General features: G+C 66.3%; 22 protein-coding genes and 1 tRNA gene. 13 read left to right on the top strand and 10 right to left on the bottom strand.

The window, feature by feature from the left end:
* Positions 1-91: 91 nt before the first annotated feature.
* The gene (xseA, locus tag J1C49_RS13830) at positions 92-1,639 is read right to left on the bottom strand and encodes an exodeoxyribonuclease VII large subunit (RefSeq protein ID WP_227446417.1); all 1,548 of its coding nucleotides are present in this window, start codon (positions 1,637-1,639) and stop codon (positions 92-94) included.
* A 142-nt stretch (positions 1,640-1,781) separates the two neighbouring features.
* Here xseA and purD point away from each other — a divergent pair, with 142 nt between their 5' ends.
* Positions 1,782-3,053 (top strand): phosphoribosylamine--glycine ligase, encoded by a 1,272-nt coding sequence (purD, locus tag J1C49_RS13825; RefSeq protein ID WP_227446416.1) that lies wholly within the window; start codon positions 1,782-1,784, stop codon positions 3,051-3,053.
* Positions 3,054-3,354: 301 nt separating this feature from the next.
* Here purD and J1C49_RS13820 read toward each other — a convergent pair whose 3' ends face one another.
* Positions 3,355-4,317, bottom strand: coding sequence for an NADPH:quinone oxidoreductase family protein (locus J1C49_RS13820; protein ID WP_227446415.1), 963 nt, complete (start codon positions 4,315-4,317; stop codon positions 3,355-3,357).
* 318 nt (positions 4,318-4,635) lie between these two features.
* Here J1C49_RS13820 and J1C49_RS13815 point away from each other — a divergent pair, with 318 nt between their 5' ends.
* The 4 genes from J1C49_RS13815 to J1C49_RS13800 all read left to right on the top strand — a co-directional run bounded on the left by J1C49_RS13815 (position 4,636) and on the right by J1C49_RS13800 (position 8,244).
* Positions 4,636-5,025, top strand: a complete 390-nt coding sequence (locus tag J1C49_RS13815; RefSeq protein ID WP_227446414.1) for a helix-turn-helix domain-containing protein — start codon at positions 4,636-4,638, stop codon at positions 5,023-5,025.
* Positions 5,026-5,099: 74 nt separating this feature from the next.
* The gene (hisN, locus tag J1C49_RS13810; protein ID WP_227446413.1) at positions 5,100-5,903 is read left to right on the top strand and encodes a histidinol-phosphatase; all 804 of its coding nucleotides are present in this window, start codon (positions 5,100-5,102) and stop codon (positions 5,901-5,903) included.
* A 483-nt stretch (positions 5,904-6,386) separates the two neighbouring features.
* Positions 6,387-7,733, top strand: a complete 1,347-nt coding sequence (locus J1C49_RS13805) for an 8-oxoguanine deaminase (RefSeq protein ID WP_227446412.1) — start codon at positions 6,387-6,389, stop codon at positions 7,731-7,733.
* Positions 7,734-7,737: 4 nt separating this feature from the next.
* Complete coding sequence (locus J1C49_RS13800; RefSeq protein ID WP_227446411.1) at positions 7,738-8,244, top strand: CAP domain-containing protein; 507 nt, start codon at positions 7,738-7,740, stop codon at positions 8,242-8,244.
* A gap of 18 nt (positions 8,245-8,262) precedes the next feature.
* Here the strand turns inward: J1C49_RS13800 and guaD are convergent, their stop codons facing one another.
* Positions 8,263-9,573 carry a guanine deaminase gene (guaD, locus tag J1C49_RS13795; protein WP_227446410.1) on the bottom strand — a complete coding sequence of 437 codons (1,311 nt, stop codon included), beginning with the start codon at positions 9,571-9,573 and terminating at the stop codon, positions 8,263-8,265.
* A 116-nt stretch (positions 9,574-9,689) separates the two neighbouring features.
* Between guaD and mgtE the strand changes: the two genes are divergently transcribed.
* Complete coding sequence (mgtE, locus tag J1C49_RS13790) at positions 9,690-11,084, top strand: magnesium transporter (protein WP_227446409.1); 1,395 nt, start codon at positions 9,690-9,692, stop codon at positions 11,082-11,084.
* The gene (locus J1C49_RS13785; protein ID WP_227446408.1) at positions 11,081-11,662 is read left to right on the top strand and encodes a 5-formyltetrahydrofolate cyclo-ligase; all 582 of its coding nucleotides are present in this window, start codon (positions 11,081-11,083) and stop codon (positions 11,660-11,662) included. Before mgtE ends, J1C49_RS13785 begins: the two co-directional genes overlap by 4 nt.
* A 467-nt stretch (positions 11,663-12,129) precedes the next feature.
* Here J1C49_RS13785 and J1C49_RS13780 read toward each other — a convergent pair whose 3' ends face one another.
* Positions 12,130-13,674 (bottom strand): phospholipase D family protein, encoded by a 1,545-nt coding sequence (locus J1C49_RS13780; protein ID WP_227446407.1) that lies wholly within the window; start codon positions 13,672-13,674, stop codon positions 12,130-12,132.
* 117 nt (positions 13,675-13,791) lie between these two features.
* On the opposite strand from J1C49_RS13780, the gene cls reads away from it, so the two are divergent.
* Positions 13,792-15,198 carry a cardiolipin synthase gene (gene cls, locus J1C49_RS13775; protein WP_227446406.1) on the top strand — a complete coding sequence of 469 codons (1,407 nt, stop codon included), beginning with the start codon at positions 13,792-13,794 and terminating at the stop codon, positions 15,196-15,198.
* Here the strand turns inward: cls and J1C49_RS13770 are convergent.
* Complete coding sequence (locus J1C49_RS13770) at positions 15,195-15,632, bottom strand: hypothetical protein (RefSeq protein ID WP_227446405.1); 438 nt, start codon at positions 15,630-15,632, stop codon at positions 15,195-15,197. The genes cls and J1C49_RS13770 overlap by 4 nt on opposite strands.
* Positions 15,633-15,769: 137 nt before the next feature.
* Between J1C49_RS13770 and J1C49_RS13765 the strand changes: the two genes are divergently transcribed.
* Positions 15,770-16,168, top strand: coding sequence for a phage holin family protein (locus J1C49_RS13765; RefSeq protein ID WP_227446404.1), 399 nt, complete (start codon positions 15,770-15,772; stop codon positions 16,166-16,168).
* 1,146 nt (positions 16,169-17,314) lie between these two features.
* On the opposite strand, the gene J1C49_RS13760 is transcribed toward J1C49_RS13765, so the two are convergent.
* The 3 genes from J1C49_RS13760 to J1C49_RS13750 all read right to left on the bottom strand — a co-directional run bounded on the left by J1C49_RS13760 (position 17,315) and on the right by J1C49_RS13750 (position 20,609).
* The gene (locus J1C49_RS13760) at positions 17,315-18,301 is read right to left on the bottom strand and encodes a Gfo/Idh/MocA family protein (RefSeq protein ID WP_227446403.1); all 987 of its coding nucleotides are present in this window, start codon (positions 18,299-18,301) and stop codon (positions 17,315-17,317) included.
* Positions 18,302-18,463: 162 nt separating this feature from the next.
* Positions 18,464-19,360, bottom strand: coding sequence for an RNA polymerase sigma factor RpoH (gene rpoH / locus J1C49_RS13755; protein WP_227446402.1), 897 nt, complete (start codon positions 19,358-19,360; stop codon positions 18,464-18,466).
* A 223-nt stretch (positions 19,361-19,583) separates the two neighbouring features.
* Positions 19,584-20,609 carry an RluA family pseudouridine synthase gene (locus J1C49_RS13750; RefSeq protein ID WP_227446401.1) on the bottom strand — a complete coding sequence of 342 codons (1,026 nt, stop codon included), beginning with the start codon at positions 20,607-20,609 and terminating at the stop codon, positions 19,584-19,586.
* Here J1C49_RS13750 and J1C49_RS13745 point away from each other — a divergent pair.
* The 3 genes from J1C49_RS13745 (at position 20,608) to J1C49_RS13735 (ending at position 23,099) form a co-directional block, all read left to right on the top strand.
* Entirely contained in the window at positions 20,608-20,919 is a 312-nt protein-coding gene (locus J1C49_RS13745; protein ID WP_227446400.1) for a DUF6476 family protein, read from the top strand. The two genes, J1C49_RS13750 and J1C49_RS13745, sit on opposite strands and share 2 nt — an antisense overlap.
* 504 nt (positions 20,920-21,423) lie before the next feature.
* Complete coding sequence (locus tag J1C49_RS13740; protein ID WP_227446399.1) at positions 21,424-22,803, top strand: mechanosensitive ion channel family protein; 1,380 nt, start codon at positions 21,424-21,426, stop codon at positions 22,801-22,803.
* A gap of 219 nt (positions 22,804-23,022) precedes the next feature.
* Positions 23,023-23,099 (top strand) — tRNA-His (locus J1C49_RS13735).
* Positions 23,100-23,425: 326 nt separating this feature from the next.
* Here the strand turns inward: J1C49_RS13735 and J1C49_RS13730 are convergent.
* Positions 23,426-23,902 carry a GNAT family N-acetyltransferase gene (locus J1C49_RS13730; RefSeq protein WP_227446398.1) on the bottom strand — a complete coding sequence of 159 codons (477 nt, stop codon included), beginning with the start codon at positions 23,900-23,902 and terminating at the stop codon, positions 23,426-23,428.
* 83 nt (positions 23,903-23,985) lie between these two features.
* Here J1C49_RS13730 and J1C49_RS13725 point away from each other — a divergent pair, with 83 nt between their 5' ends.
* Positions 23,986-24,180: a DUF6324 family protein gene (locus J1C49_RS13725; protein ID WP_227446397.1), complete on the top strand. Its 195-nt coding sequence runs from the start codon at positions 23,986-23,988 to the stop codon at positions 24,178-24,180.
* Between the two features lie 76 nt (positions 24,181-24,256).
* On the opposite strand, the gene J1C49_RS13720 is transcribed toward J1C49_RS13725, so the two are convergent.
* On the bottom strand, positions 24,257-24,688 hold the full coding sequence (locus J1C49_RS13720; RefSeq protein WP_227446396.1) for an MmcB family DNA repair protein: 432 nt from the start codon (positions 24,686-24,688) through the stop codon (positions 24,257-24,259).
* Positions 24,689-24,798: the final 110 nt, after the last annotated feature.

The following is a 24,798-nucleotide window of genomic DNA, read 5'->3' as shown; positions in this document are numbered from 1 at the left end:
GGCTCCTCCCCTCGGAATGCAGCATTGCAGCGAAACTCTATGCGAGCGCAGCAAGAAAGGGAAGTGTCCACAGCCATTGCACAATAATTAGTCACAGCAAGGTGCCCTGTTCCGGCGGCGGGGTTTTGGCGGTCTTGCGCGGCGCCTTCGCGCCGCCAAGCTTCAGGCTGCCATCGCGGAACTCGATTTCAAGACCAAGGGCGCGCTCCGCCGCGGCGCGGGTCGTGACCACCTGGCCGTCGCCGCGCACCACCGCATAGCCCCGCGCGAGGGTCTTGTGGTAGCCGAGCGTCTCGCGCAGCCGCTCCAGCGTGTCGAGCCGCTCGCGCCTCTGCCGAAGGCGCTGACCCTGCGCCTCGCCGAGCCGTTGCGCAATCCCGTCGAGCCGGTCGCGCTGCACCGCAAGCTCGCGCCGGAGCGTCAGCGGCGTGAGCCGCTGCGCGCGCGCCTCAAGCCGCTCCTTGCGGCTCTCCACCAACCGAATGAGCGCCGGGGCGAGCCGTGTGGCCCGGGCGTCGAGATCCCGCCTCAGCCCGTCAACCGCCCGCCGCAGCACCGAGGGCCGCAGCGAGCCCGCCCGATCGCTCAGCGCCAGGCGTTTGCGGTCCACGGCCCGGTTCAACGCCGCAGGCAAGCGGTCTCCGACCGCATCGAGCCGCTGACGCGGGCCTTCCACGAGCTGGTCCGGACGCGGCAGCGCCCGCGACAGGTCGCGCAACCGCTGGTCCCGGGCTTGCAGTCGCTCTTGCGTGGCGCGCAGCATGCGCGTGCCGCTCTCCTGCACCCGCGCCAGAAGATCCATGCGCACCGGCACCGCAAGCTCGGCCGCCGCGGTCGGGGTTGGCGCGCGCCGGTCTGCGGCAAAGTCGATCAGCGTGGTATCGGTCTCGTGCCCGACCGCCGAGATCAGCGGGATGTCGGAGGCTGCCGCGGCCCGAACCACCGCCTCCTCGTTGAAGCCCCACAAATCCTCCACCGATCCGCCGCCCCGGGCCACAATGAGCAGATCGGGCCGCGGCACCGCCCCGCCCGGCGTGAGCGCATTGAACCCCGCAATGGCCCGCGCCACCTCCGGCGCACAGGAGGCCCCCTGCACCGCCACCGGCCAGATCAGCACCTTGCGCGGAAACCGGTCGCGCAACCGATGCAGGATGTCGCGGATCACCGCCCCGGAGGGCGATGTCACAACGCCGATCACCTCCGGCAGAAACGGCAAGGCGCGCTTGCGCTCCGCGTCGAACAGCCCCTCGGAGGCCAGCTGCGCGCGGCGCTTCTCCAGCATCGCCATGAGCGCGCCCATGCCCGCAGGCCGGATGCTCTCGATCACGATCTGGTACTTGGATTGCCCCGGAAAGGTCGTCAGACGTCCGGTGGCGATCACCTCCATGCCCTCTTCGGGCTGGGTCTCCTGGCGGGACGCCACCCCTTTCCACATCACCCCGGCAATCACCGCGCGGTCATCCTTGAGGTCGAGATAGACATGGCCCGACCGCGGCCGGCTCACCCGGCCAACCTCGCCGCGCACGCGCACATGGCCAAACTCGCCCTCGATGGCGCGCTTGACCGCGCCGGACAGCTCGCTGACGGAAAATTCCGGCGTGTTGCCCGGCGCTGCCCCGGTCTCCTCGAAAAGGTCCATGCCGCCTCCCTTGTCTCTGGCTGCCCCCGACCTTAAACCGGCCGGCAATCGGACGAAACCGCCCATGTTTCTTTGGGCCCGAAATATCCCGGGGGTCCGGGGGCAGCGCCCCCGCACCGCATCCGGACAAGGAACACGGACCATGAATATCCTGATACTCGGCAGCGGCGGGCGCGAACACGCGCTGGCATGGGCGACGATGCAAAACCCCAAATGCGACAAGCTGATCGTGGCGCCGGGCAATGCCGGCATTGCCACGATCGCCGAATGCGCCGCGCTCGACATCAATGACGGCGGCACGGTGACCGAATTCGCCGGAGAACACGCCATCGATCTCGTGATCATCGGGCCCGAGGCGCCGCTGGCGGCCGGGGTGGCGGACCGGCTGCGCGAGGCGGGCATCCTCGTCTTCGGTCCCTCCGCCGCCGCCGCCCAGGTCGAAGCCTCCAAGCATTTCACCAAGGCGCTGTGCGACGCGGCCGGTGCCCCCACGGCCGCCTACGGGCATTTCACCGACAGCCCTGCGGCGCATCGCTTCATCGCCGAGACCGGCGCGCCGATCGTGGTCAAGGCGGACGGGCTCGCGGCGGGCAAGGGCGTGATCATCGCCGAAACCGAGGCAGAGGCCTGCGCGGCGGTGGATGACATGCTCTCCGGCCACGCCTTCGGTGCCGCCGGCGCGTCGGTTGTGATCGAGGAATTCATGAGCGGCGAGGAAGCCTCCTTCTTTGTGCTCGTCGATGGCGAGACCGTGCTGCCCATCGGGACGGCGCAGGACCACAAGCGCATCGGCGAAGGCGACACCGGCCCCAATACCGGCGGCATGGGGGCCTATTCCCCTGCCCCCGTGATGACGGCAGAGATCACCGCCCGCGCGCTCGACGAGATCGTGCGCCCCACGATGGCCGAACTCGCACGCCGCGGCACGCCCTATCAGGGCGTGCTCTATGTCGGGCTGATGATCGAGAACGGCGCACCGCGGCTGGTGGAATACAACGCCCGCTTCGGCGATCCGGAATGTCAGGTGCTGATGATGCGGCTGGGCGCGCAGGCGTTCGACCTCATCCACGCCTGCGCCGATGGCCGGCTCGACGAGGCCCGCGTCACCTGGGCCGACGACCATGCCATGACCGTGGTGCTCGCCGCCCAAGGCTATCCGGGCGCCTATGCCAAAGGCACGGCGATCGGTGGCCTCGACGCCCTGCCCGAGGACAGCTTCCACCAGATGTTCCATGCCGGCACGGCGCGCGCCGAGGGACGGATCGTGGCCAGTGGCGGCCGTGTTCTGAACGCCACCGCGCGCGGGGCCACGCTGGAAGAGGCCGCGGCGCGCGCCTATGCCATGGCCGAGGCCGTGGACTGGCCGGAGGGCGTGTTCCGGCGCGATATCGGGTGGCGCGCGCTCAAGGGCTGAACGGCACCAAGCGGCACCCATGCCGCGCCGCGCCTGACTGCGCCGATCCGTCCCGATGCCGATGCGTCCCGGTTCCGATCCGTCCCGCGCAGAGCCGTCCCGCGCAGATCCGTCCCGCGCCGATCCTGACCTGCCCTGCCTGCCCACGCTCAAAATGCAGGGGCGCCGCGCCTCTGCGCACGCATCATGCCCGCTCAGATCCAGTGCGCGCCGCCCCCGCGCCGGCCGCGCACAGCTCTGCGCCGGGCTGGCGCGAGACCAACACGCCCGGGTTGGGCGAGCGTGCCGGCCCGCTCCGGCGTCAGGCGATCTCGATCACGACCTTGCCGGTGGATCGTCGTTGCCGCATCAGGGCCATGCCTTCGCCGGCCTCCGCCATCGGCAGAACATGCGACACATGCGGCTTGATCCGCCCGGCCTCATACCAGCCCATCAGCGTCGCCAACGAGCCGGTGAGCACATCGGGCCGGAACTCGAGATAGCCGCCCCAATAGACCCCGAGCACGGAGATGTTCTTGACCAGCAGGTGATTGGCCTTGATCTGGGGCACCGTGCCACTGGCAAAGCCGATGGTCAGGATGCGGGCCTCGGGACGGCAGGCCCGGAAGGCCGCCTCGAACTGCGCCCCGCCGACAGGGTCATACACAACATCGACCCCGCCAAGCGCCTTGAGCGCGCCCCGCAGATCCGGCTCGGTGGCGTCGATCCCGTGATCGGCCCCCGCTTTTGCGGCAATCTCCAGCTTTTCGGCGCCGCGGGCGCAGGCGATCACCCGCGCGCCCATCTGCTTGCCGATCTCCACTGCCGTCAGCCCGACGCCCCCGGCCGCGCCCAGAACCAGCAGGGTCTCTCCCGGTTGCAGCCGCGCGCGATGATCAAGCGCGAGATGCGAGGTGCCATAGGCGATCTGGAACGACGCGGCATCGACGAAAGACATCGCCTCGGGGATGGCCACCGCGCGCGTTGCATCAAAGCACCCGAACTCCGCAAGGCCGCCCTGCCCCCCGAACACCGCGACCCGGTCGCCCGGCACAAAACCGGATACCTCGGCACCCACCGCATCGACGACGCCGGCAACTTCCATGCCCAGCGTGAACGGCAGCGCCGGTGTGGCCTGATACTCGCCGGTCATCATCAGCAGATCGGCAAAGTTCAGACCGCAGGCAGCGATTCGCACGCGGATCTCTCCGGCGCCGGGCTGGGGAACGGGAATGTCGGACCATTCCGGGGCCGCTTCATGAGATGAAAGCCGATATGCGCGCATGGTTCTTCCTGACCTGAGAATGCCTCACCGGCGGCCACCATGTGCAAATCAATGACTTCATGTCAATTTCTTCGCACAACCTGTCCTTGCATCGAAAAGTTGCCCCGACGTCACTTTTGCGCCACAGAACGCATTAACAATGGCTCAACCTCAAATTGAACACGTTAATCAAGGACAATTAAAACAGGACAGATTGCCTTGATTTTTGGACCAATCTCGCATAGGTATTGCACAATATGTAGTCGGTGGCTCGCTGTGTGTCGGGACCCGAGATGCCAGATGGTTTGGCGAGTATGAAACAGTATGGGATTAATGAGAATGGCGCATCCGGTTGATGTTCATGTGGGCAAGCGTGTCCGCCACCGTCGTTGGCTTGTCGGGATGACCCAGCAGCAGCTGGCTCAGAAGGTCGGCATAAAATTCCAGCAAATCCAGAAATACGAAACCGGCGCAAACCGCATCAGCGCTTCGCGGCTTTGGGATATTGCCGACGCGCTGGACGTGCCGGTGAGCTTCTTCTTCGAAGGGATCGAGGCCGACCAGGTCGAGAATGCCGAGACCTCGAAAGCCGAGAAGTCAGAGAGCGTGCCCGCCGATATCCTTGGCGACAAGGAAGCGCTCGACCTCGTGCGGTCCTATTACGCGATCCCGGAAAACCAGCGCCGGCGGCTCTTCGAGCTGGCACGTGTCCTGTCCGACGTGGCGTGACATCCGGGCTTGAGGCCTTCGATCCGCTGCGGTAGCCCGGGCAGGACCCGGCACAGCGCAGGCGGTGAGACGCGATGATACAGATTGACCCCGAACTGGCCAAACGTCTTGTGACGCTTGGCCATTTTCTTGCGGATGAGGCCGGAGCGGCCATCCTCCCCTATTTCCGCAGCGCAGCACTCGGCACGGAAAACAAGGATGCCGCCGGCTACGACCCGGTGACTGTCGCAGACCGCGCGGCGGAAGACGCCATGCGCGCGGTTCTGGCCAGACAACGCCCCGAGGACGCCATCCTTGGCGAGGAGCGCGGCAGCAGCGCCGGCACGAGCGGGCTGACATGGGTGCTCGATCCGATCGACGGGACGCGGGGATTTGTGTCCGGCACCCCCACTTGGGGTGTGCTGATCGCCCTGTCCGATGACAGCGGACCGCGCTTCGGCATTGTCGATCAACCCTATACGTGTGAGCGTTTTTTCGGCGGCCTCGGCGAAGCGTCCTGGTGCGGCCCGCACGGGTCCGGCGCGCTCGCGACGCGCGACACGGCCCGGCTGGAGGACGCGGTTCTGTTCACCACCTTTCCCGAAGTGGGCACCGAAAGCGACGCGGCCGGTTTTCGACGGGTGGCGCAGCATGCGCGCCTGACGCGCTATGGCATGGATTGCTATGCCTACGCGCTGCTGGCCGCGGGACAGATTGACCTCGTGATCGAAGCCGGGCTGAACCCCTATGACATCCACGCGCCGATCGCGGTCATCGAGGCCGCGGGCGGCATCGTGACGGATTGGCAGGGCGGCCCGGCACATGGCGGCGGGCGGGTTGTGGCCGCGGCCAATGCGGAGATCCATGCCCGGGCGCTGGACCGGCTCAACGCGGGCTGACCGCGCATGCCGCCCCCTGTTCACCGCGCGGCCCGGTGATGGGCCGGTGATGGGCCGGTGATGCGGTCTGTCCTCCGCGCAACGGCTCGTGAGATCGGCGCCCGGCGGCGCGTCCGGCGCCCGCGCGGGTAGATACGGGCTGCCCCTGCCCCCGTGCCCCCCGCGGCGCCGTCCGCTGCCGCGCCATGCCGCGCTTGGACATTGCGCAGGGCGGCGCATGGATGCTGTCTAATGTGCCGCGCCGCGGTCATCAGGGTCGCTTCCGGCTCCCGCAAGGTCCGTCGCCCGGCCCCACCCGATGCGCGATTTGGCGCGCATCCCCTTGAAGCCCGCCCCCCGGACGCGTCAGGATGCGACGCAAACGGCGCGGTGGCGCGCGGCCGCGCAGGGCGACCGACCACACGCGACCGGGACAAACCAGAAGAGCCGAAAGGAGCCGCAGCGGCGTCTGCGCCCCCGGAGGCAACAAGGACAGGCAGGCCCATGGCACAGAACAACGAATTGGTGATCCGCCGCGCGCATACCGTGCTGAGCATGGATGACGCCGGCAGCGAGCCGACCGGTTGCGACATCCGGATCCGTGACGGGGTGATCGTAGAAATCGGCCCCGCGCTCAACAGCACCGGCACCGTGATCGACGCCGCGCATTGCGTTGTCACGCCCGGGCTCGTGAACACCCATCACCACCTTTACCAGACGCTGAGCCGCGCCGTGCCGGGTGGTCAGGACGCGCTGCTTTTTGGCTGGCTCCAGACGCTTTACCCGATCTGGGCGCGCTTTGGACCCGAGGAGATGGCGATCTCGACGCAGATCGGCTTGGCCGAACTGGCCCTCTCGGGCTGCACCATGACCTCCGATCACCTCTATCTTTTTCCCAATGGCGCGCGGCTCGACGACACGATCCACGCAGCGCGCGACGTCGGGCTGCGCTTTCATCCGACGCGCGGCGCGATGAGTATCGGCGAAAGCGCGGGCGGGCTGCCGCCTGACAGCCTTGTGGAGGACGAGGCCGCAATTCTCGACGATTGCATCCGCGTCATCGACGCGTTTCACGACCCGTCAGAGGGCGCCATGGTGCGGGTCGGTGTGGCCCCGTGCTCCCCGTTCTCGGTCAGCCGGGAGCTGATGCGCGATGCCGCCCTTCTGGCGCGCGACAAGGGCGTGATGCTGCACACGCATTTGGCCGAGAACGACGAGGATATCGCCTATTCGGAAGCGCAGTTCGGCTGCCGGCCGGGTCAATATGCCGAGGATCTGGGTTGGACCGGGGCGGATGTCTGGCACGCGCATTGTGTGAAGCTCGACGCGCAAGAGATTGATCTTTTTGCGAGAAGCCTGACCGGTGTCGCGCATTGCCCCTGTTCGAACTGCCGGCTTGGCTCCGGCATTGCGCCGGTCCGCGCCATGCGCGATGCGGGCGTGCGGGTGGGGCTCGGCGTGGATGGCTCCGCCTCAAACGATGCCGGGTCGCTGATCGACGAGGCGCGTCAGGCCATGCTGTTGCAGCGTGTTGCGCGCGGGGCGGATGCGATGAGCGCGCGCGAAGCGCTGCGGATTGCCACGCGCGGCGGCGCAAAGGTGCTGGGACGGGCGGATTGTGGCCAGATTGCCGTTGGAAAACGCGCCGATCTTGCGCTTTGGGACGTGTCCGGTATCGAGAGCGCCGGAAGCTGGGATCCGGCGGCGCTGCTTCTGGCGGGGCCGCGGCGCGTGCGGCACCTCATCGTCGAGGGGCGTGAGATTGTCCGCGACGGCCGCATGGTGACGCTGGACCTCGATCATGCGGTGGCCGAGCAGAACAGGCTGGCACGGCGCCTCGCGGAAGGATGACGACATGAGAAAAACCCTGATGATGGCGGCGCTTGGCGCGGGTTTGCTTGCCGGATGCGCCGGACAAACGGTGCAGAGCTCTTTTGAACCGGTCGGCTATCGCAGCGTGGAGCGCACCGACCCCACCCTGACCAGCTCGAGTTCCGTTGCGGAGATTGGCCCCGTGCTCAACGCGTTCCGCAGCGCGCAGCAGCGCGGCACGCTGACGCGGGTGGCAGCGCTCGACCAGGCGGCCCGCGCACATGCCCGCGACATGGTGCGCAACAACTTCTTCGAGCATACGGGCAGCAATGGCAGCACGGTCAGCGACCGGGTCCGCAAAGCCGGGTACAGCTATTGCCTCGTGGCCGAAAACCTCGCCTACGGGCAAAAGGACGTGCAGGCCGCGATGGACAGTTGGGAGAAGTCGCCCGGCCACCGGCGCAACCTGCTCAATCCGCAGCTGCGCGAGTTCGGTTTTGCGCGCGAAGGGCTCTATTGGGTGATGGTGCTCGGCAATCCCGGCTGCTGACGCGCGCCGGGCGCCGGTTCAGGCGCTTTCGCCGGGCCGCGGGTGGCGCTTGCCTGCCACGTAGGTGGCGAGGATGGCACGGTCGTCGCCCATCATGATCGTCGGGAACACGGCCTCCCAGATATCCCGCGCCCGCGCGCTGCGCTGTGCGATGGCCGGGGTCGAGGCGAGATCGAGGACGATGAAATCCGCCTCCCTCCCCGGCGCAAGCGCCCCGATCCGGTCCTGCATGTGCAGCGCCGTGGCGGAGCCTTGCGTCGCCAGCCAGAGCAGCTCCGCCGGGTGCAGCGACCGCCCCCGAAGCTGCGCGATCTCGTAGGCCGCCGCCATGGTGCGCAGCATCGAAAAGGACGACCCGCCGCCGGTATCGGTGGCCAGCCCGACGCGGTGTCCTGCACGGGTCAGCCCGTCCATGTCAAACAGGCCGGAACCGATGAAGGTGTTCGAGGTCGGGCAATGGATCAATGCGGCCCCGGTCTCGCGCAGCCGGTCGCGCTCCCTCGGATGCAGATGGATCGCGTGGCCATAGAGACCTCGCGCACCCAGCAGGCCGAACCGCTCATACGTGTCGAGATAGTCGCGCATGTCCGGAAAGAGCGCCATGACCCAGTCGATCTCGTCGGTCTGCTCGCTCAGGTGGGTCTGCATCAGGCAGGAGGGGTGCTCCGCCCAGAGCGCGCCGAGCGCCTCGAGCTGCTCCGGCGTCGAGGTGGGCGAGAAGCGCGGCGTGATCACGTATTCGGCCCGCCCGACCCCATGCCAGCGGGTCAGCAGGGCGCGGCTGTCGTCATAGGCGCTCCGGGCGGTATCGCGCAGCCCATCGGGCGCGTTGCGGTCCATGCAGGTCTTGCCCGCCGCAACGCGCATGGTCCGCGCGGCCGCCGCCTCGAAGAAGGCATCCACGGAGGCCGGGTGGATCGTGGCAAAGGAACAGGCCGTCGTGGTGCCGTTCGACAGGATCAGGTCGAGATAGCGCGCAGCGATGGCGGCGGCATAATCCGGATCGGCAAAGCGCATCTCTTCGGGGAAGGTGTAGGTGTTGAGCCAGTCAATCAGCCGTTTGCCCCAGCTCGCGATCATCGCCGTTTGCGGGTAATGCACATGCGCGTCGACGAAGCCCGGCATCACCAAAGCGTCGCCATGATCGACCACCGCCACGGCCGGGTGCGCGGCGAGCAGCGTGTCGGCGGCCCCCACGGAGCGGATCGTGCCGCCCTCGACAAGGATCGCGCCGGCGCTGTCCACACGCACGACATCCAGCCCGTCACGGAACGGATCGCCGTCAAAGGTCAGGATCTGTCCAAGATGCAGGCAGGGCTGGCCGGTCATGCGCGCGCTCCGGTGGCGAGTGGCGGCCCGGTCTGCGCGGAATTCGCCGGATCGGGCCTGTTGCTTCGCAGGGCTATGGCCTAGGTTCTGCGCAAAGGCAACTGCGAGGACGCACCATGGCCAATCTCGAGCATGACGAGCCGGAGGAAACCGGGTCCGGCGATCAGCCCTACTCGCTGGGGATCAAGACCGTGCGCAAGATCCTCTCCGCGGTCGAGGACGGCGCGCGCGAGACGCTTGTGGCGCTCATGGAACCGCTGCACCCGGCCGACATCGCCGACCTTCTGGAACAGGTCACATCGGCCGAGAGGCGGGACCTGATCGCGCTTTACGGCGTCGAATTCGACGGCGAGATCCTGTCCGAGATCGACGAGACGATCCGCGAGGAGGTGATCGGGCTGCTCAAGCCCGATGTGCTCGCGGAGGCGGTGCGCGAACTCGAATCAGACGACGTGGTCGACCTGCTGGAAGATCTCGAAGAGCCGCAGCAGGAAGCGATCCTCGAGGCGCTGGAAGACAGCGATCGTGCGGCGGTGGAGCAGTCTCTCGCTTATCCCGAATTCTCCGCCGGTCGCCTGATGCAGCGCGAAGTGGTGATGGCGCCCGAGCACTGGAACGTGGGCGAGGCGATTGATTACCTGCGCGGCTCCGATCACCTGCCCACGCAGTTCTATCACCTGACGCTGGTGGACCCGCGGCTGCGCCCGGTGGGCAACGTGACGCTGGGCCGCCTGATGGCGTCGCGGCGCGAGGTGTTGCTGCGCTCGATCCTCGAAGAGACCTTCCACGTGATCCCGGTAACGCAGGACGAGGGCGACGTTGCCTATGCGTTCAACCAATACCACCTGATCTCCGCCCCCGTGGTGGACGAAAACGATCGGCTGGTGGGCGTGATCACGATCGACGACGCGATGGCCGTGCTCGACGAGGAAGCCGAGGAAGACATCCTGCGGCTTGCGGGGGTCGACGAGGAGAGCCGGATCTCGGACCGGGTGATCGAAACCACAAAGCGGCGCTTTCCCTGGCTGGCGGTCAACCTGCTGACGGCGATCCTCGCCTCGCTTGTAATCGCGCAGTTCGAGGCGGCTCTGGCCCAGATCGTGGCGCTTGCGGTGCTGATGCCGATTGTCGCCTCCATGGGCGGCAACGCGGGGACGCAGTCGCTTACCGTCGCGGTGCGCGCGCTCGCCACCAAGGACCTCACCGGATCGAACCTCTGGCGGGTGGTGCGGCGCGAGGTTCTGGTCGGGCTGATCAACGGCATCGCCTTTGCGGTGATCATGGGGATCGTCGGCCTGGTCTGGTTCGGGTCGGTCCAGCTTGGGGCCGTGATCGCCGTGGCGATGGTGATCAACCTGGTGATCGCCGGGCTCGCCGGGATCGTGATCCCGGTGGCGCTGAACAAGGCCGGCGTGGACCCGGCGCTAGCCTCCGGTGCCTTCGTGACCACGGTGACCGATGTGGTGGGCTTCTTTGCCTTTCTCGGTCTGGCGGTGCTCGTGCTGCTATGAGCGCAGACCCCGCCCGCACGCCCGTCGATGCCGCCAAGGCCGCCGCCCGGGTGGCGGCCTTGGCGCGCCGCGCCGAGGCGCACCGCAGCCGTGGTCCCGATATGACAGGCCGCCTCGCGGAGCTTCTTGCCGGCTATCGCGGCGTGCCGCTGGCCGGCTATATGCCGATCCGCTCCGAAATCGACCCGCGTCCGGTGATGGCCGATGCGGCGGCCCATGGCCCGGTTGGCGTGCCGGTGATCACTGGAAAGGCGCAACCGCTGCGCTTTGCCCTGTGGGATCCAGACACCGAGATGACCACCGGTCCCTTCGGCGCGCGCGTTCCCGCCCGCCCTCAGTGGATGGTGCCGGAAATCCTGATCGTGCCGCTGGTCGCTTTCACCGCCACCGGTGCGCGGCTGGGCTATGGCGGCGGGTTCTACGACCGCACCCTGGCCGAGCTGCGCGCATGCGGCCCGGTGCTGGCCATCGGTTTTGCCTACGCGGCCCAGCAGACCGATGCGCTGCCGGACGATCCGTTCGACGCACCGCTCGACCTGATCGTGACGGAAGACGCCGTGCTGTCGCCAACGGGCTGACACCGGGCAAGGCTGCGACGCGCCCGGTCTGCGACAAAGGACAACCCGCGGCCCGCAATCCTTCCGTGTCCCGCCAAAGGCAGCGGGTCGCAGCACCGGCGCAACGGGCATGGCACTTGCCTGCACCGGCCTCGCCCGCGCCGGGCAGAACCGCGCCGGGCGGGACAACACCGGGCAGAACCGCGCCGGGCAGACTCACTAAAAGCAGAACCGGACCCGCCCCACCGCTCCCGTCCAAGGGTTTCTTCTGTCTTGCAATACTCCGGGGGAGTCCTTGCCCTGCAAGGACGGGGGCAGCGCGCCCCCTGCCCGACCGCTGGCTGCACTGCGCTCCGGTCTTCGCGGCGTGCCCGGCCCGGCGCGCATAACTCATCGCCTCGGCAGCCACGTCACCGGTCGCTTTCGGCCCATGGCTGTCCGCCGGGTCGGCGTGGGCGCCACGCATCACGCGTTGCGCGATCCGCGCCTCAGAGCATCCACTCGACCGGAAGCCAGCTCAGAAAGGTGACAATGGCGCGCTGCAACACAGAGGTGTTCGGCTCCACCGCATAGGTCTTCTGCACGCCATCGGCGCTCAGCGCGCGCCAGACGATCTCTCCTGCGGCGGACTCCTCCACGGCGTAGAACCCCTCCCGCCGGTCGATCGCCGCCGAGAGTTCGTTTGCGATTGTCGGGCTTTCGATCAGGAATCCCATTTCCGTATTCAGGGCCGCCGACCGGGGATCGAAATTGAATGAGCCAATGAAGATCCTCTCACCGTCCACCGCAAAGGTCTTTGCGTGCAGGCTCGACTGCGACCCGATGAGGATCTGCATCAGGGAGATGTCATCGGGCCGGTCTTGCCGCGCCTTCAGTTCGAAAACCTCCGCGCCCGCCCGGACAAGCGTGTTGCGATACCCCATCCAGGCGCTGTGCACCGCGGCCACATCCGTCGCTTCGAGCGAATTGGTCACGATGCGCGTGCGGATGCCCTCCTGAACGAAACCTTCGAGCAGCTCCGTGCCCGCGACCCCGGGGATGAGATATGCAGAGACAAGATCGGCGTGACTTTGCGGACTCCCGACAAGGCTGGGGAGCTGGCCAACCACAAGATCCTCCGGGCGCGCCAAACCAAGACCCTTGGCAGGGTCGTCGCTCACCAGCGTCACCGAGGTCCATTCCAGGATATCCTCGCCCGCAAGCAAGCGCGAGATGATCGGGGCGTTGTCCACGGCGGCGGCGTAGTCGCTCCCCAGCGCGCTTTCCTGCGCCACGGCAACCGCCTCGGCAAGCGCCTCCGCGCCGCGCACGGAGGGGCCAAGCACGTCGGCCGCCGCATAGACCGACCCGCTCGTCCAGTATGTGTCGAAATTGTCGGACACATCCGCCGCGGCGGGGCCAACGGCCAGCACGTCGAAATCGAAATACGCAACGCCATCGCCATAGGCAAAGTAGATGTCGCCGATATTGCGCCCGCCGATCACCGTCGCGATGCCGTCCACGGTCATCGATTTGTTGTGCATCCGGCGGTTCAAGCGGAAGAAATCGAACCCGTAGGACAGCAGTTTCGGGCTCCGCATCATGAACGGATTGAAGATCCGGACCTCGAAATTGTCCATCGCATCGAGGCTTGCGAGCACGTCATCGAGCCCGGGAATGCCATTGTCATCCAGCAACAGCCGCACACGGACACCGCGCTCGGCAGCGGCGCGCAGCTCATCGAGGAGCAGCCAGCCGGTCGTATCCGTCTGCCAGATGTAATATTGCACATCGATGCTCGTTTCGGCGGCGCGCGCCAGCAGAATGCGCATCGCCAGGGCATCCCGGCCATCGCCCAGGGGCGTCACCCCGCTGAGCCCGGCATGCCCGGCCGCCATCGGCAAGAGCCGCTCACCCAGTCGCGTGCTCTCCGACGGCGGTATCGCGGCCGACGACTCCGCGGGGAGGTCCGGCAACGGATGCGTCACCCGGAGCACGACAATTGACAGCGCGACAACTGCCACAATGACCGGCAGCAACCGGAGTGCGCGCATGGGATCCCCCGCTTCACGTCTTGAGACCCCGCATCAGTGCCACGTGTGCGCCATCGGGACAAGACAGCACCCGGCATCTTCCCTATGCTCTGCGCGCGAGCAGGAAGGGAGCACGCCATGCAAACCGCGATCATCGTCGCCTTGATCTTTGTGCTTCAGGTTGCGGCGGCATGGGCCGCGCTGAGCGCCGTTCGGACCGCGCGCACGCCGCAAGGGGCGGTCGGCTGGGTCGTCTTTATCCTTTCGGCCCCCTATGTCGGAGTGATCCTCTACCTTTTCCTCGGACAACACCGCTATCGCGGATTTGTCATCGCACGGCGTGAAAGCGACAGCATGCAGGCGGAATTGCGCGCGTTGGGGGCGCAGCACCCGCCAGCCTGCGTTCCGGCAATCGACCCGCTGCCCTTCGAAAGACTGGCCGATCTTTCCGTGGTCGGCGGCAACAGGTTGCGCCCGCTGATTGATGGAGAGGCAACCTTCAAGGCGATCTTCGAGGCCATTGACGCCGCCCAGCACTCCATCGTGTCGCAGTTTTTCATCGTGCATGACGACGAGATCGGGCGCGCGTTCCGCGACCGGCTTGTCGCGGCGGCACAAAGGGGGGTCGTGGTCCGGTTCATGACGGACGCGGTTGGTAGCAAATCGCTGCCCAAGAGCTTCATTGCCACGCTCGAAGAAGCCGGCGTTCGGGTTGCCGGGCCGGGCGCGCGACGCTTGAGCAATCGGCTGCACATCAATTTTCGCAATCATCGCAAGACGATCGTTGTTGACGGAATAATCGGGTTTACGGGCGGTTTGAACGTCGGCGACGAATATATGGGCCGCGACCCGAATTTTGGTCACTGGCGCGACACCCATCTCGAAATCACCGGCCCGGTGGTCACACAACTCCAACTCGTCTTTGCCGAAGACTGGCATTGGTTCACCCGCGAAGACCTCCGCACCGCGCTGAACTGGCGGTCCGGCGACAGCCCTGACGGCATCGCGGCGCTGGTGGTGCCGACCGGCCCCGCCGACGCCATGGAAACAGGCGGGCTGTTCTTTCTCGCCGCGATCGCGGCCGCGCGCGAACGCATCTGGATCGCCTCACCCTACTGCGTCCCCGATGTCGATGTGCTCTCGGCGCTGAAACTCGCGGCGCTGTCGGGGCGCGACGTGAGGCTTCTGGTGCCCGACATGATCGATCACACGATCCCCTGGCTTGCCGCCTTTGCCTATTTCGACGAATTGCGCGCGGCGGGGGTGACGATCTGGCGCTACAAGGCGGGGTTCATGCACCAAAAGGTTGTTCTGATCGACACGCATGCGGCCGCCATTGGCACAAGCAATCTCGACAACCGCTCCTTCCGTCTCAACTTCGAGACGATGGTCATCGGGTTTGACCCCGGGTTTGCCGCGCAGGTGGCCGCCTTTCTCGAAACGGATTTCGGACATGCCACGCGGCTGGAAACTCCGCTCAGCGAACAACCGCTCCGCGTGCGGTATGGCGCGCCGGTTGCGCGGCTGTTCGCGCCCATCCTCTAGCCCCCGCCGACCTCCCGCAGGGACACGAGGCGCATGACCATCGCGTTGATCTCCGCAAAAGCCTGCGCCACGGCCCGGTCGATCAAGGCGTCCGGGTCGGCCCCGAGGCTGGTCACCGCATCCGTGAGCCGGGACAGCGCATCCTCGATCCGCGCCATCTGGGCCGGATCAGCGGCCACTGCCGGACGCGGCCCCCCGGTCTGGCGCTCGGCGAGAAGGATGCGCAAAGAGGCGACTTCTTCCGTAAGGGCCACGATCTCCGTGCGCAGCGGGAGCACCGTCTGTGCGGCATCGGTCAACTGGCCGGACACGCGCTCTGCCGAGCCAAGAACCTGCCATGCCAGCCAGAGGCACAGCGCGGCCAGAAGCAGCGTGGCATTCACCAAGGCCAGCACCAGGTTGCGCGCCGTCTGCCCGATTCGTCCATCAGCCATGCGGTTTCCCCCCATCCCTCTTGTGATCCCTCAGGGCTACGCGGAAACCGTTCGAGACTCCACGCCACAGTTGTCTTTGTCCGACAGACGGTTTTGCGGTATGGGTGACGAGCCGGTTTTCATCTGGGGGTAGTTATTTGATCCGTTTTCTTCTCTCGGCAGCGATTTATCTCGTTGCCAACGCCATTGGTCTCTTGGTCGCCGCATGGGCCTTGTCGGGTTTCACGATCGACGCCATGGCGTTCGTTGTGGCGGTTTTGCTGTTCTCCGTGATCCAGACCGTGCTTGGACCGCTCGTCACAAAGCTGTCGATGCGCAGCTTTCCACAGATGATGGGCGGCATCGCCCTCGTCACCATCTTCCTTGGCCTGTTTCTGACCGATATCCTCATGCCCGGCATGGCCATTGGTGGGCTGACCAACTGGCTGGTGGCGACGCTTCTTGTCTGGATCGGCAGCCTTGTGGCCTCGATTCTGCTTCCGCTGTTCGTTTTCAAGGAAGCGGCGGGTAAGAAGCGCGACGCGGCCAACCGCTAAACGGTGCGGCACGCGGACGTGGCCGAAGACGGGACCGCAACCCGGGCATGGCGGGCGCGCGGTCGGGCGCTTGTGCGGGCGGGCCTGCGCGTCGGTTTATCGGAGGTCCCACCCCTGACCTGTGGTGCGTGTTGCCGGGCTGGCGTGGCCTGGCGTGGCCTGGTGGGTGCTTTACAAGGACAACGCGATGACGACGTTTGGGCAAAGGAGACCGGGCCGCGCGATGATGGCGGTCTCTTTTGAGAACAGGCGCAGGATGCGCCGGGCGGATGCAAGCCGCGCAAGGTTGGTCGCGCCCCCGCCAAGTGGTGCCGCCCCGATCTGCGCGGTCTTGTCCCTGCGCGCCACCGTGCGGATCCTTCCGGCCCAGAGGCGCGCGGCACCGTCTTCGCGACAGGCCGCGCGGGTGCGTTGATCTCGAACGCAGTTTCGACGATCGTCCTGTCACCGCCATGCCCCCCGCGCAACAGGCGTCAAAATAGCCCCTGCTTGACGCCGCTGTCTTTTTGGTCGTTTCGCGTTCAATGCGGTCTACGGCGCGCTTGCGCTGCCACCGGTGCGGGGACGTGCCTTGATGGTCATCGGACTCGGCGTCTTCGTTGCGGCGGCCTCCGCCGTTGCCGGGTCCCTCGTCGAAGGGCCCAGCGAAACCGGCAAATGCTCCCGGGTTTTCCGGGATGTGCTTGGGTGGTGAGGATCGCGCGGTGTGCATGGTCGCGCCCGCCTGCACCGTCCATGCGGCGCGATTAACGGACATGCGGTGCGCCTCGCCGATGTCTCGTATGGTGGCTTGCGCGCCGGAAGCGTCCAGAAACGCCGTGACCGGCTCGTCCCCCTCAGGAGCCCATTTTACCGCAACCAAGGGCCCCCTCTGCGGTGGACAGACGCAACCGCGATCACGAGCGGCGCGGCTATGTCTGGTGCCCTTCAGGCATGGCGCAACGGGCGGTGCCCGCACTGTTTCGAGACCATCCACAGGGGCAAGACAGGCGTCGCAACGGGGCGGCTTTGATCCGGGCATCCCCACCGCGCACCGCCCCGCTCCCCAAAGATGCGGCACACCGGGCGCCTTGATCGCCGGTTCGCCGTGCTGTCCAGAGATCGGCCATCTGTCTGGCCCCTTGGGCGTGCCACAACCGGCGCGGCCTAGACACTCTCGGCGCGATGCACCGCGTCGATCATCTGCTGCGTGCCGCGGACAAATTCCAGCGAACAGGGAAAGGGCACCGCATCCAGAACGGCCGCATTGAACGCCTCGACCTGCGTGACATATTGCTGGTTCTTGGTGAACCGCAGGATCTCGCGCCGGGCGGCGCCACCGCCATGCACTGCGCGGTCGATCTCGACCACGGCCTCGCCATAGCTTTGCGGATTGAATGGCGCGGTCAGCCGGATCAGGCCGCTCTCGCCATGAAAGACCACCTCCTGCAAGGGCGCTGCGCGCATGGACACGAAACCGGAATAGTGAAACCCCGGAAAAGCCGCGGTGACATGCGCGGTCACGTCCACGCCGTTCTCGCGGATGACCTCGGCGCTGAGGATGCGCTCGGGTTCGGACCCGGTGGCAAACCGCACCCCGCCAAAGACATAGACCCCGATATCCCCCAGCGCCCCGCCACCCGTTTCGGGACGGTTGCGGATATTCGCCCCGTCGGGGTTGTTGTAGCTGAAACTTGCCGTGGCGCGCTGCAGCGGCCCGACCGCCTCCTCGGCCAGCAGGTCGCGCACGTGCTGCCATTGCGGGTGATGCACGATCATGAACGCTTCCGCCGCCACAAGCCCGGTGGCGTCCCGCTTGGCGATGACGGTGTCGAAATCCTCCGCCCGCATCGCCAGCGGTTTCTCGACAAGCACATGCTTGCCCGCATCCATTGCGCGCAGCGCCCACTCCACATGCAAGTGGTTGGGCAGCGGGATATAGACCGCGTCAATCTCCGGGTCGGCAAGCAGCGCCTCGTAACTGTGATGCACGCGCAGCCCTGGCGTCATCGCAACAAAGGGCGCGGCTTTTTCCGCCGACCCGGTGGCGAGCGCGGCCAGCCGCCCCCTCCCGGCGGCGTGGATCGCCGGCCCCATCGTCGTGCGGGCGAATTTCGCCGCCCCCAGAATACCCCATCTCACATATGCGCTCATGCCCTGCCCTTCTTGCTTGAGATGCGCCAATCCGGATGCGGGATCAGCACGCCGTTTGAGAGCGGTAACAGCGCCCTCGCGGCACGCCAAGCAAAAACCCCCGCACCGGCATCCGGTGCGGGGGCCCGAGGAGGGTCACTGTCTTGGGAGATGGCAACCCGCTCAGCTCTTGGCAAGCATGCCCTGCTCCTTGGCAAGATCACGCATGCGCTTTTGCAATTTCTCGAAGGCGCGCACCTCGATCTGGCGAATGCGCTCCCGGGATACATCGTAAACCGAAGACAGATCTTCAAGGGTCACGGGCTGTTCTGCGAGCCGACGTTGCGTCAGGATGTCCTTCTCGCGATCGTTGAGCACATCCATCGCTTCGGCCAGCAGTGCCCGGCGCGCATCCAGCTCGTCGCGTTCGGCGTAATCGCCGGCCTGGTCTGCATCCTCGTCTTCGAGCCAGTCCTGCCACTGCATGGCGCCTTCGCCGTCCGAACCGACCGTGGCATTCAGGGAGGCGTCGCCCCCGGACAAACGCCGGTTCATCGAGATCACTTCGGTTTCGGTGACGCCAAGATCATGCGCAATGCGCTTGACGTTCTCGGGGCGCAGATCACCCTCTTCGAGCGCACCGATGCGGTTCTTTGCCTTGCGCAGGTTGAAGAACAGCTTCTTTTGCGCCGAGGTGGTGCCGAGCTTCACCATGGACCACGACCGCAGAATATATTCCTGGATCGACGCCCGGATCCACCACATGGCATAGGTGGCAAGGCGAAAGCCCTTTTCCGGGTCGAACCGCTTGACCGCCTGCATGAGGCCCACATTCGCCTCCGAGATGACCTCCGCCTGCGGCAGACCATAACCGCGATAGCCCATGGCGATCTTGGCCGCGAGCCGCAGATGCGACGTCACCATCTTGTGCGCCGCCTCGGTATCCTCTTCCTCGACCCAGCGCTTGGCCAGCATGTATTCTTCTTCCGGCTCCAACAGCGGGAACTTGCGGATCTCCTGGAGATACCGGCTCAGCCCCGCCTCTGGCGACGGTGCGGGAAGATTTGCGTAGTTGCTCATGGTCCATCCCTCTTCGTATCGGCGCCCGTCTGCGTCAGAGCGCATGTTACAGGGCTTAACATGTCATATGGGGAGCCTGTGCGCGCTGTTCAAGCACAGCATCTCCGCCTGTCTTGTAGACTACCTAGGGGCGGTTTCGGTTTCATGAAAGACCCGTAACCTGCGCTCACGCGCATGTGCAGCATGTTACACAAGGTTCTGCGCGAATTTGCGAGACGGGTCGTCAGGCCCGAAGAGCGGTCAGCAACGCCGCCATATCGGGCGGCACGTCGGCCTCAAACAGCATCGGCTCGGCACTCACGGGGTGAAGGAATCCAAGCTCCGCCGCGTGCAACGCCTGCCGGCCAAACCCCTTCGCCGCGTCGTAGGCGGCGGCACTCAACGCCTTTTGCGCCAGCGTCCGGCGACCGCCATAGACCGGATCACCCACAAGCGCATGCCCCGCATGGGCCATATGCACCCGGATCTGATGCGTGCGCCCGGTCTCCAGACGGCATTCCACCAAGGACAGCGCCGGCGGCGCACCGAACCGCTCCAGAACCCGCGCGCGGGTCACCGCATGGCGGCCCTGACCGTCGAAATACACCGCCTGGCGTTGCCGATCGGTGCGGTGGCGCGCAAGGCCTGACGTGATGACAATCCCGTCGGGCTCCGCCGACACCCCGCGCGTGCCCATCAGCCGCGGATCGCCGGCATCGGGCACCCCATGCACCACCGCGAGATAGGCCCGCCGCGCGGTATGGCGGGCAAACTGCTCGGACAAGCCGTGATGCGCCCGGTCCGACTTGGCCACCACCAGCAAACCCGATGTGTCCTTGTCGATCCGGTGCACGATGCCGGGGCGCCGTTCGCCCCCGACCCCGGACAGCGTATCGCCGAAATGATGCAAAAGCGCATTGACCAGCGTGCCGTCCGGGCTTCCCGGTGCCGGATGCACCACCATGCCCGCCGGCTTCATCACCACGAGGAGGTCGTCGTCCTCGAAACGGATATCCAGCACGATCTCCTGCGGCAGCACCGCCTCGTAGGCGGCGGCCTCCGGCACCGCGATCTCGATCACGTCACCCTCCGCAACCGGCGTCTTGGCGCTGGTCAGCACAACGCCCGCCCGCCGCACCGCGCCCGCCTCGATCAAGCGGGCAAGCCGGGTGCGCGAGAGCGCCTCGGCCTCTGGCACATCGCGCGCGAGCGCCTTATCAAGACGTGCGGGCGGATCGGCCGCGATAGTGACGGAAAAGGTGCGCGACATGGAGCCTTCCACGGATAACGATGACCTGCCCGAACCGCCCTCGCTGCGTTTTTTGCGGGTGCTGGTCACGGTCCTGACAGCGGTTATGATTGCCGGGATCATCGGGATCCTCGGGCTGATCTGGCATCGCTATAGCAATGCGCGCGCGCCTCTGCCAGAGATCATCACGCTGCCGGACGGCGCCAGGGCCGCAACCTTCACGCAAGGCCCCGACTGGTTTGCGGTGGTCACGACGGAAAACACCATCCTGATCTTTGACCGCGCAACCGGCACGCTGCGACAGACGCTTCAGATCGCGCCGATGCCCTGACCGCCGCTTCCCGAACCCCGGTCCACGCTGCCGACCCACAGGCGACCGCCGCCCCACCCCCGGCTTCTTCTGTCACGAAATACTCCGGGGGAGTCCTTGGCGTGCCAAGGACGGGGGCAGCGCCCCCATTTCTGCGACCATGACGCCCATGCCATGCCCCGGGCCGTTCAAGACCGAACCGGGGCTCGCTTTGCTGGGCCATCTCGGGCAGGGCGAGGCCATCTCCGGCGGGGCGAGGCCATCTCCGGCTGGGCTGGGCCATGCCGGGCTCGGCTGCGCCATCTCGGGCTGGGCTGCGCCATGCCATACCGGGCCAAACAGGTCAGGAATTCACCACCGCCAAACCGCTTGCCGACCCACCGTCACGGGGCTAGCGTTTGTCTCCATGACCTTCAGCCTGTCGCGCGCTTTTCTGTGCGTCCCAGTTACGGAGCCCCGATGCCCGCGCCTTCCTCTCTGCCTGCCAGTCCCAATCCATGCCCCCTCTCGCGGTTCGGCGCAATGATGCGCCAGACACTGGGGGTGATCGCCCTGATGTTCCTCGCCCTACCGGGATTGGCGCAGGACAGCGCTCAGGACAGCGCGCCGGACGACACCGAGATCACCGCGACCGAACAGGCGGTCGATGTCACACCCGTGGCGCGCGATGACGAGATCGACACACGGATCACCGGCATCCTTCTGGCCACCGATTGGTATGAGGCGCTGGCGGTCCGGGTCGAGGACGGCATCGTCTTCCTCGACGGGCGCACAGCCACCGAACAGCGCGCGCTCTGGGCGCGTGACCTTGCCGCCAAGACGTCCGGCGTCGTGGCTGTCGTCAATCGCATCCGGGTCGACCCGAAGGTCGAATTCACGCTCGACCCCGCCATCGACGCGGTCGAAGACCTCCAGCAGCGCGCGCTTGTGGCGCTCCCGTCGATCATATTGGCAATTGTTGTTCTGCCGCTGGCATGGGTGGCTTCCGGGCTCGTGCGCCGGTTTGCGCGCTGGTCGCTCAACGGGCGCACCCGCTCGCCGTTCCTGTCGGATCTGCTCGCCAGCATCATCGCGTTGCCGGTGTTCCTGCTCGGCCTTTACGTGGTGTTGCAAGCGGCGGGCCTGACCAAGCTGGCCTTTTCCGTGGTCGGCGGGGCCGGCGTGATCGGGATCGTCATCGGCTTTGCCTTCCGCGACATCGCCGAGAACTTCCTCGCCTCGATCCTGCTGTCCGTGCGCCAGCCATTCAAGCGCGGCGATTTCATCTCTGTCGCGGGCCAGATGGGGCTGGTGCATTCGATGAACACACGCTCCACCGTGCTGGTTTCGCCATCGGGCAACCACATCCAGATCCCGAATGCCTCGGTGTTCAAGTCGATCATCGAGAATTTCACCGCCGTGCCCAACCGGCGCGAAGTGATCGACGTGGGGATCGGCTATGACGACGCGGTCAGCGACGCGCAGGCGATCATCAGCCGGATCCTGGCCGAGCAGGACGGTGTGCTGCACACGCCGGAACCGATGGTTCTGGCCGACAGTCTTGGCGTGTCGACCGTGAACATCAAGGTCTATTACTGGTTCGACGGCGCGTCGATTTCACCGCTGAAACTCAAATCGCTGCTGATCCAGCGGATCAAGCAGGGACTGACCGATGCCGGGCTGTCCATGCCCGCCGACATCCATGAACTGGTCTTCCCGCAAGGCATCCCCGGGGTCGAGGCCAAGGTCGCCCTTGGACAGGAAAAGCCGCAGGCACCGCCGCGCCCCACCACCGAACCGGCCGCCCCGCGCGAGCAGATCGCCGCCGATGCGGATGAGGATCTCAAGAACGAGAGCGACCTGCTCGAAGAACAGCTCGCCGCGCCGATCGAAGGGGATGCCGATCACGACCTTCTCGGCTCCTGAAAACCACGCCACGGGTCCCGCAGCGCCGGAACGGCCCCCGCTCGCAACCGCACGAGAGCGATGCGGAAACGCGGCGCCACAAACCGCGCCGGTCGGAAAGGACCGCCGCGGCGCAGGCATCGGTCCGGGCGCGCCTCCGCAGAACTTGCACCCAAGGCACGTTTTGCACCGAATTGGGTCTTGCAATCGCGCAGCGCTCTTTGTATCCCGCCTGCCAGTGCCGCCTTAGCTCAGTTGGTTAGAGCGCTAGATTGTGGATCTAGAGGTCCCCCGTTCAAACCGGGGAGGCGGTACCACTCTCCCCCAAGTCGATACATCGCTGACACGCGGCGCCCGTGCCCGGCAGGCTGGTGGCACGCAAGCCGCTCCTGACGACAGGCAACGCGGCCCTTCAGATGCGGCGGACACGGTTGCCCGGGTTTTCGAAGGGCAATGGGCCTGATCGACCGTGCCTCGCAGGGAGACCGGGCGCGGCCCCTCGGAGGCGTCGGATACGGATGCCCGCCGTGCCAAAGGGCCTTGGCCCGGAGTGAGGGACGGCGCGTGAGCGGCGCGGCACGCGCGACCCGCCTGAGGCGGCGCGCCTGCAAGTCCCTGTCGTGTCATGCTACAGGGTTACGGACTAGTGTTGCTGCACCATGTTCTGACCAAAATGAAACACCGGCTCGGATTTTTCGAGCGTCCAGCCGGTCTGCGCATAAAGATGCCCGGCGGCGTCATGCGACTCGTGGGTCCAGAGCACCATGCGGCTGTAGCCCTTGTCGCGGGCAAACTGCATCACCGCGTCGAGCAGACGGCGGCCGAGGCCAAGCCCACGCGCTTCCGGCACAAGATAGAAAAGCCGCAATTGCGCCGTATCCGCATCGCGCTGCACACAGAATACGCTCCCGAGACGGCGCGGCGGGTTGCAGGACGCATCCCGCGCGATGATCGCGATTTCGCGCGCCGGGTCGTGGTCTTTCGCGAAAGCGTCGAGGATCTCTCCCACAAGGGTGCCGAAGCTGTCGTCGAACCCGTCGCTTTGTGCGTAGCTGTTCCTGTGCTCCTCGAGCAGCCATTCAAAATCATCGGCGCGATGTGTCTCGAGAATCGGGGTCATGCCCCAGCTTTGCCGCAGCACCCTTGCAAATCAAGCGTGACACGGCTACGTCGCGCTCTCACGAGCGCAGCGAGGAGAGCGCAATGGGCATCAATGACGAACGCGACATAGAGGCCAATCTGCAAATCGGTCCGACCGATCAAGGCATGATCCGCCTGTTCATCTCCGGTGACGGCATCGAGATCCCGATGGATTTTGATCCTGAAGAGGCGGACGAAATCGCCGAAGAGATCCGCGCCGCCGCGGCCGCGGCACGCAAGCTGCGCAAGCGACGCTAAACGACGCGCGCTGCGGACAATCCCCTGCAGGGGCACGCGGTTTCAAGCAACGGCATGCCGCGCAAAACGGCTCGGCCTAACCCCAGCCAAGGGCGGCATCCGGATCGCGCAAGCTCTGGAGCCGACGCGCCGCATGGATGGCAAAAACGCGGGTGAGCTTTGTGCGGCGGGCCGCTGCGAGCTTGCTTTCCGGCGCCATGCGCACAATTTCCGCGTCATAGCCGTCAGCGATCAGCAGCCCGGTCTCATCCGGCAGCAACTCGGTAGGAAAATCCTGATCCACCGCCCAGAAATAGCGGTCGCACCAGTCCAGATAGCCCTGCCACTTCGCATCCGACTGGAAATCGGTGCGCGACGACTTGCACTCGACCACCCAGATCTCTCCCTTTGGCCCGAGCGCCATCACATCGACCCGCAGGCCCTTGTCCGGCACCAATTCTTCGACGGTCACAAAACCGTGGCTGGCAAGGTGACGGCACACACCGCGCGCCAATATCTGTCCGGGCATCAAGCTGTCTCGCATCGCAAAAATATGAACAAAACGGAAACAGATTGCAAGTGCCGCCGCAGGAAGGGTTCCAAACCGGCCCCATGTGCCTAGATTGAGCGGGCAATCAC

The organism is Cognatishimia sp. F0-27, assembly GCF_020667845.1.
In the GTDB taxonomy this organism is placed as follows: domain Bacteria; phylum Pseudomonadota; class Alphaproteobacteria; order Rhodobacterales; family Rhodobacteraceae; genus JAFMPQ01.
The sequence above is the reverse complement of the archived record's forward strand: the minus strand, read 5'-3'. Positions and strand labels throughout refer to the sequence as shown.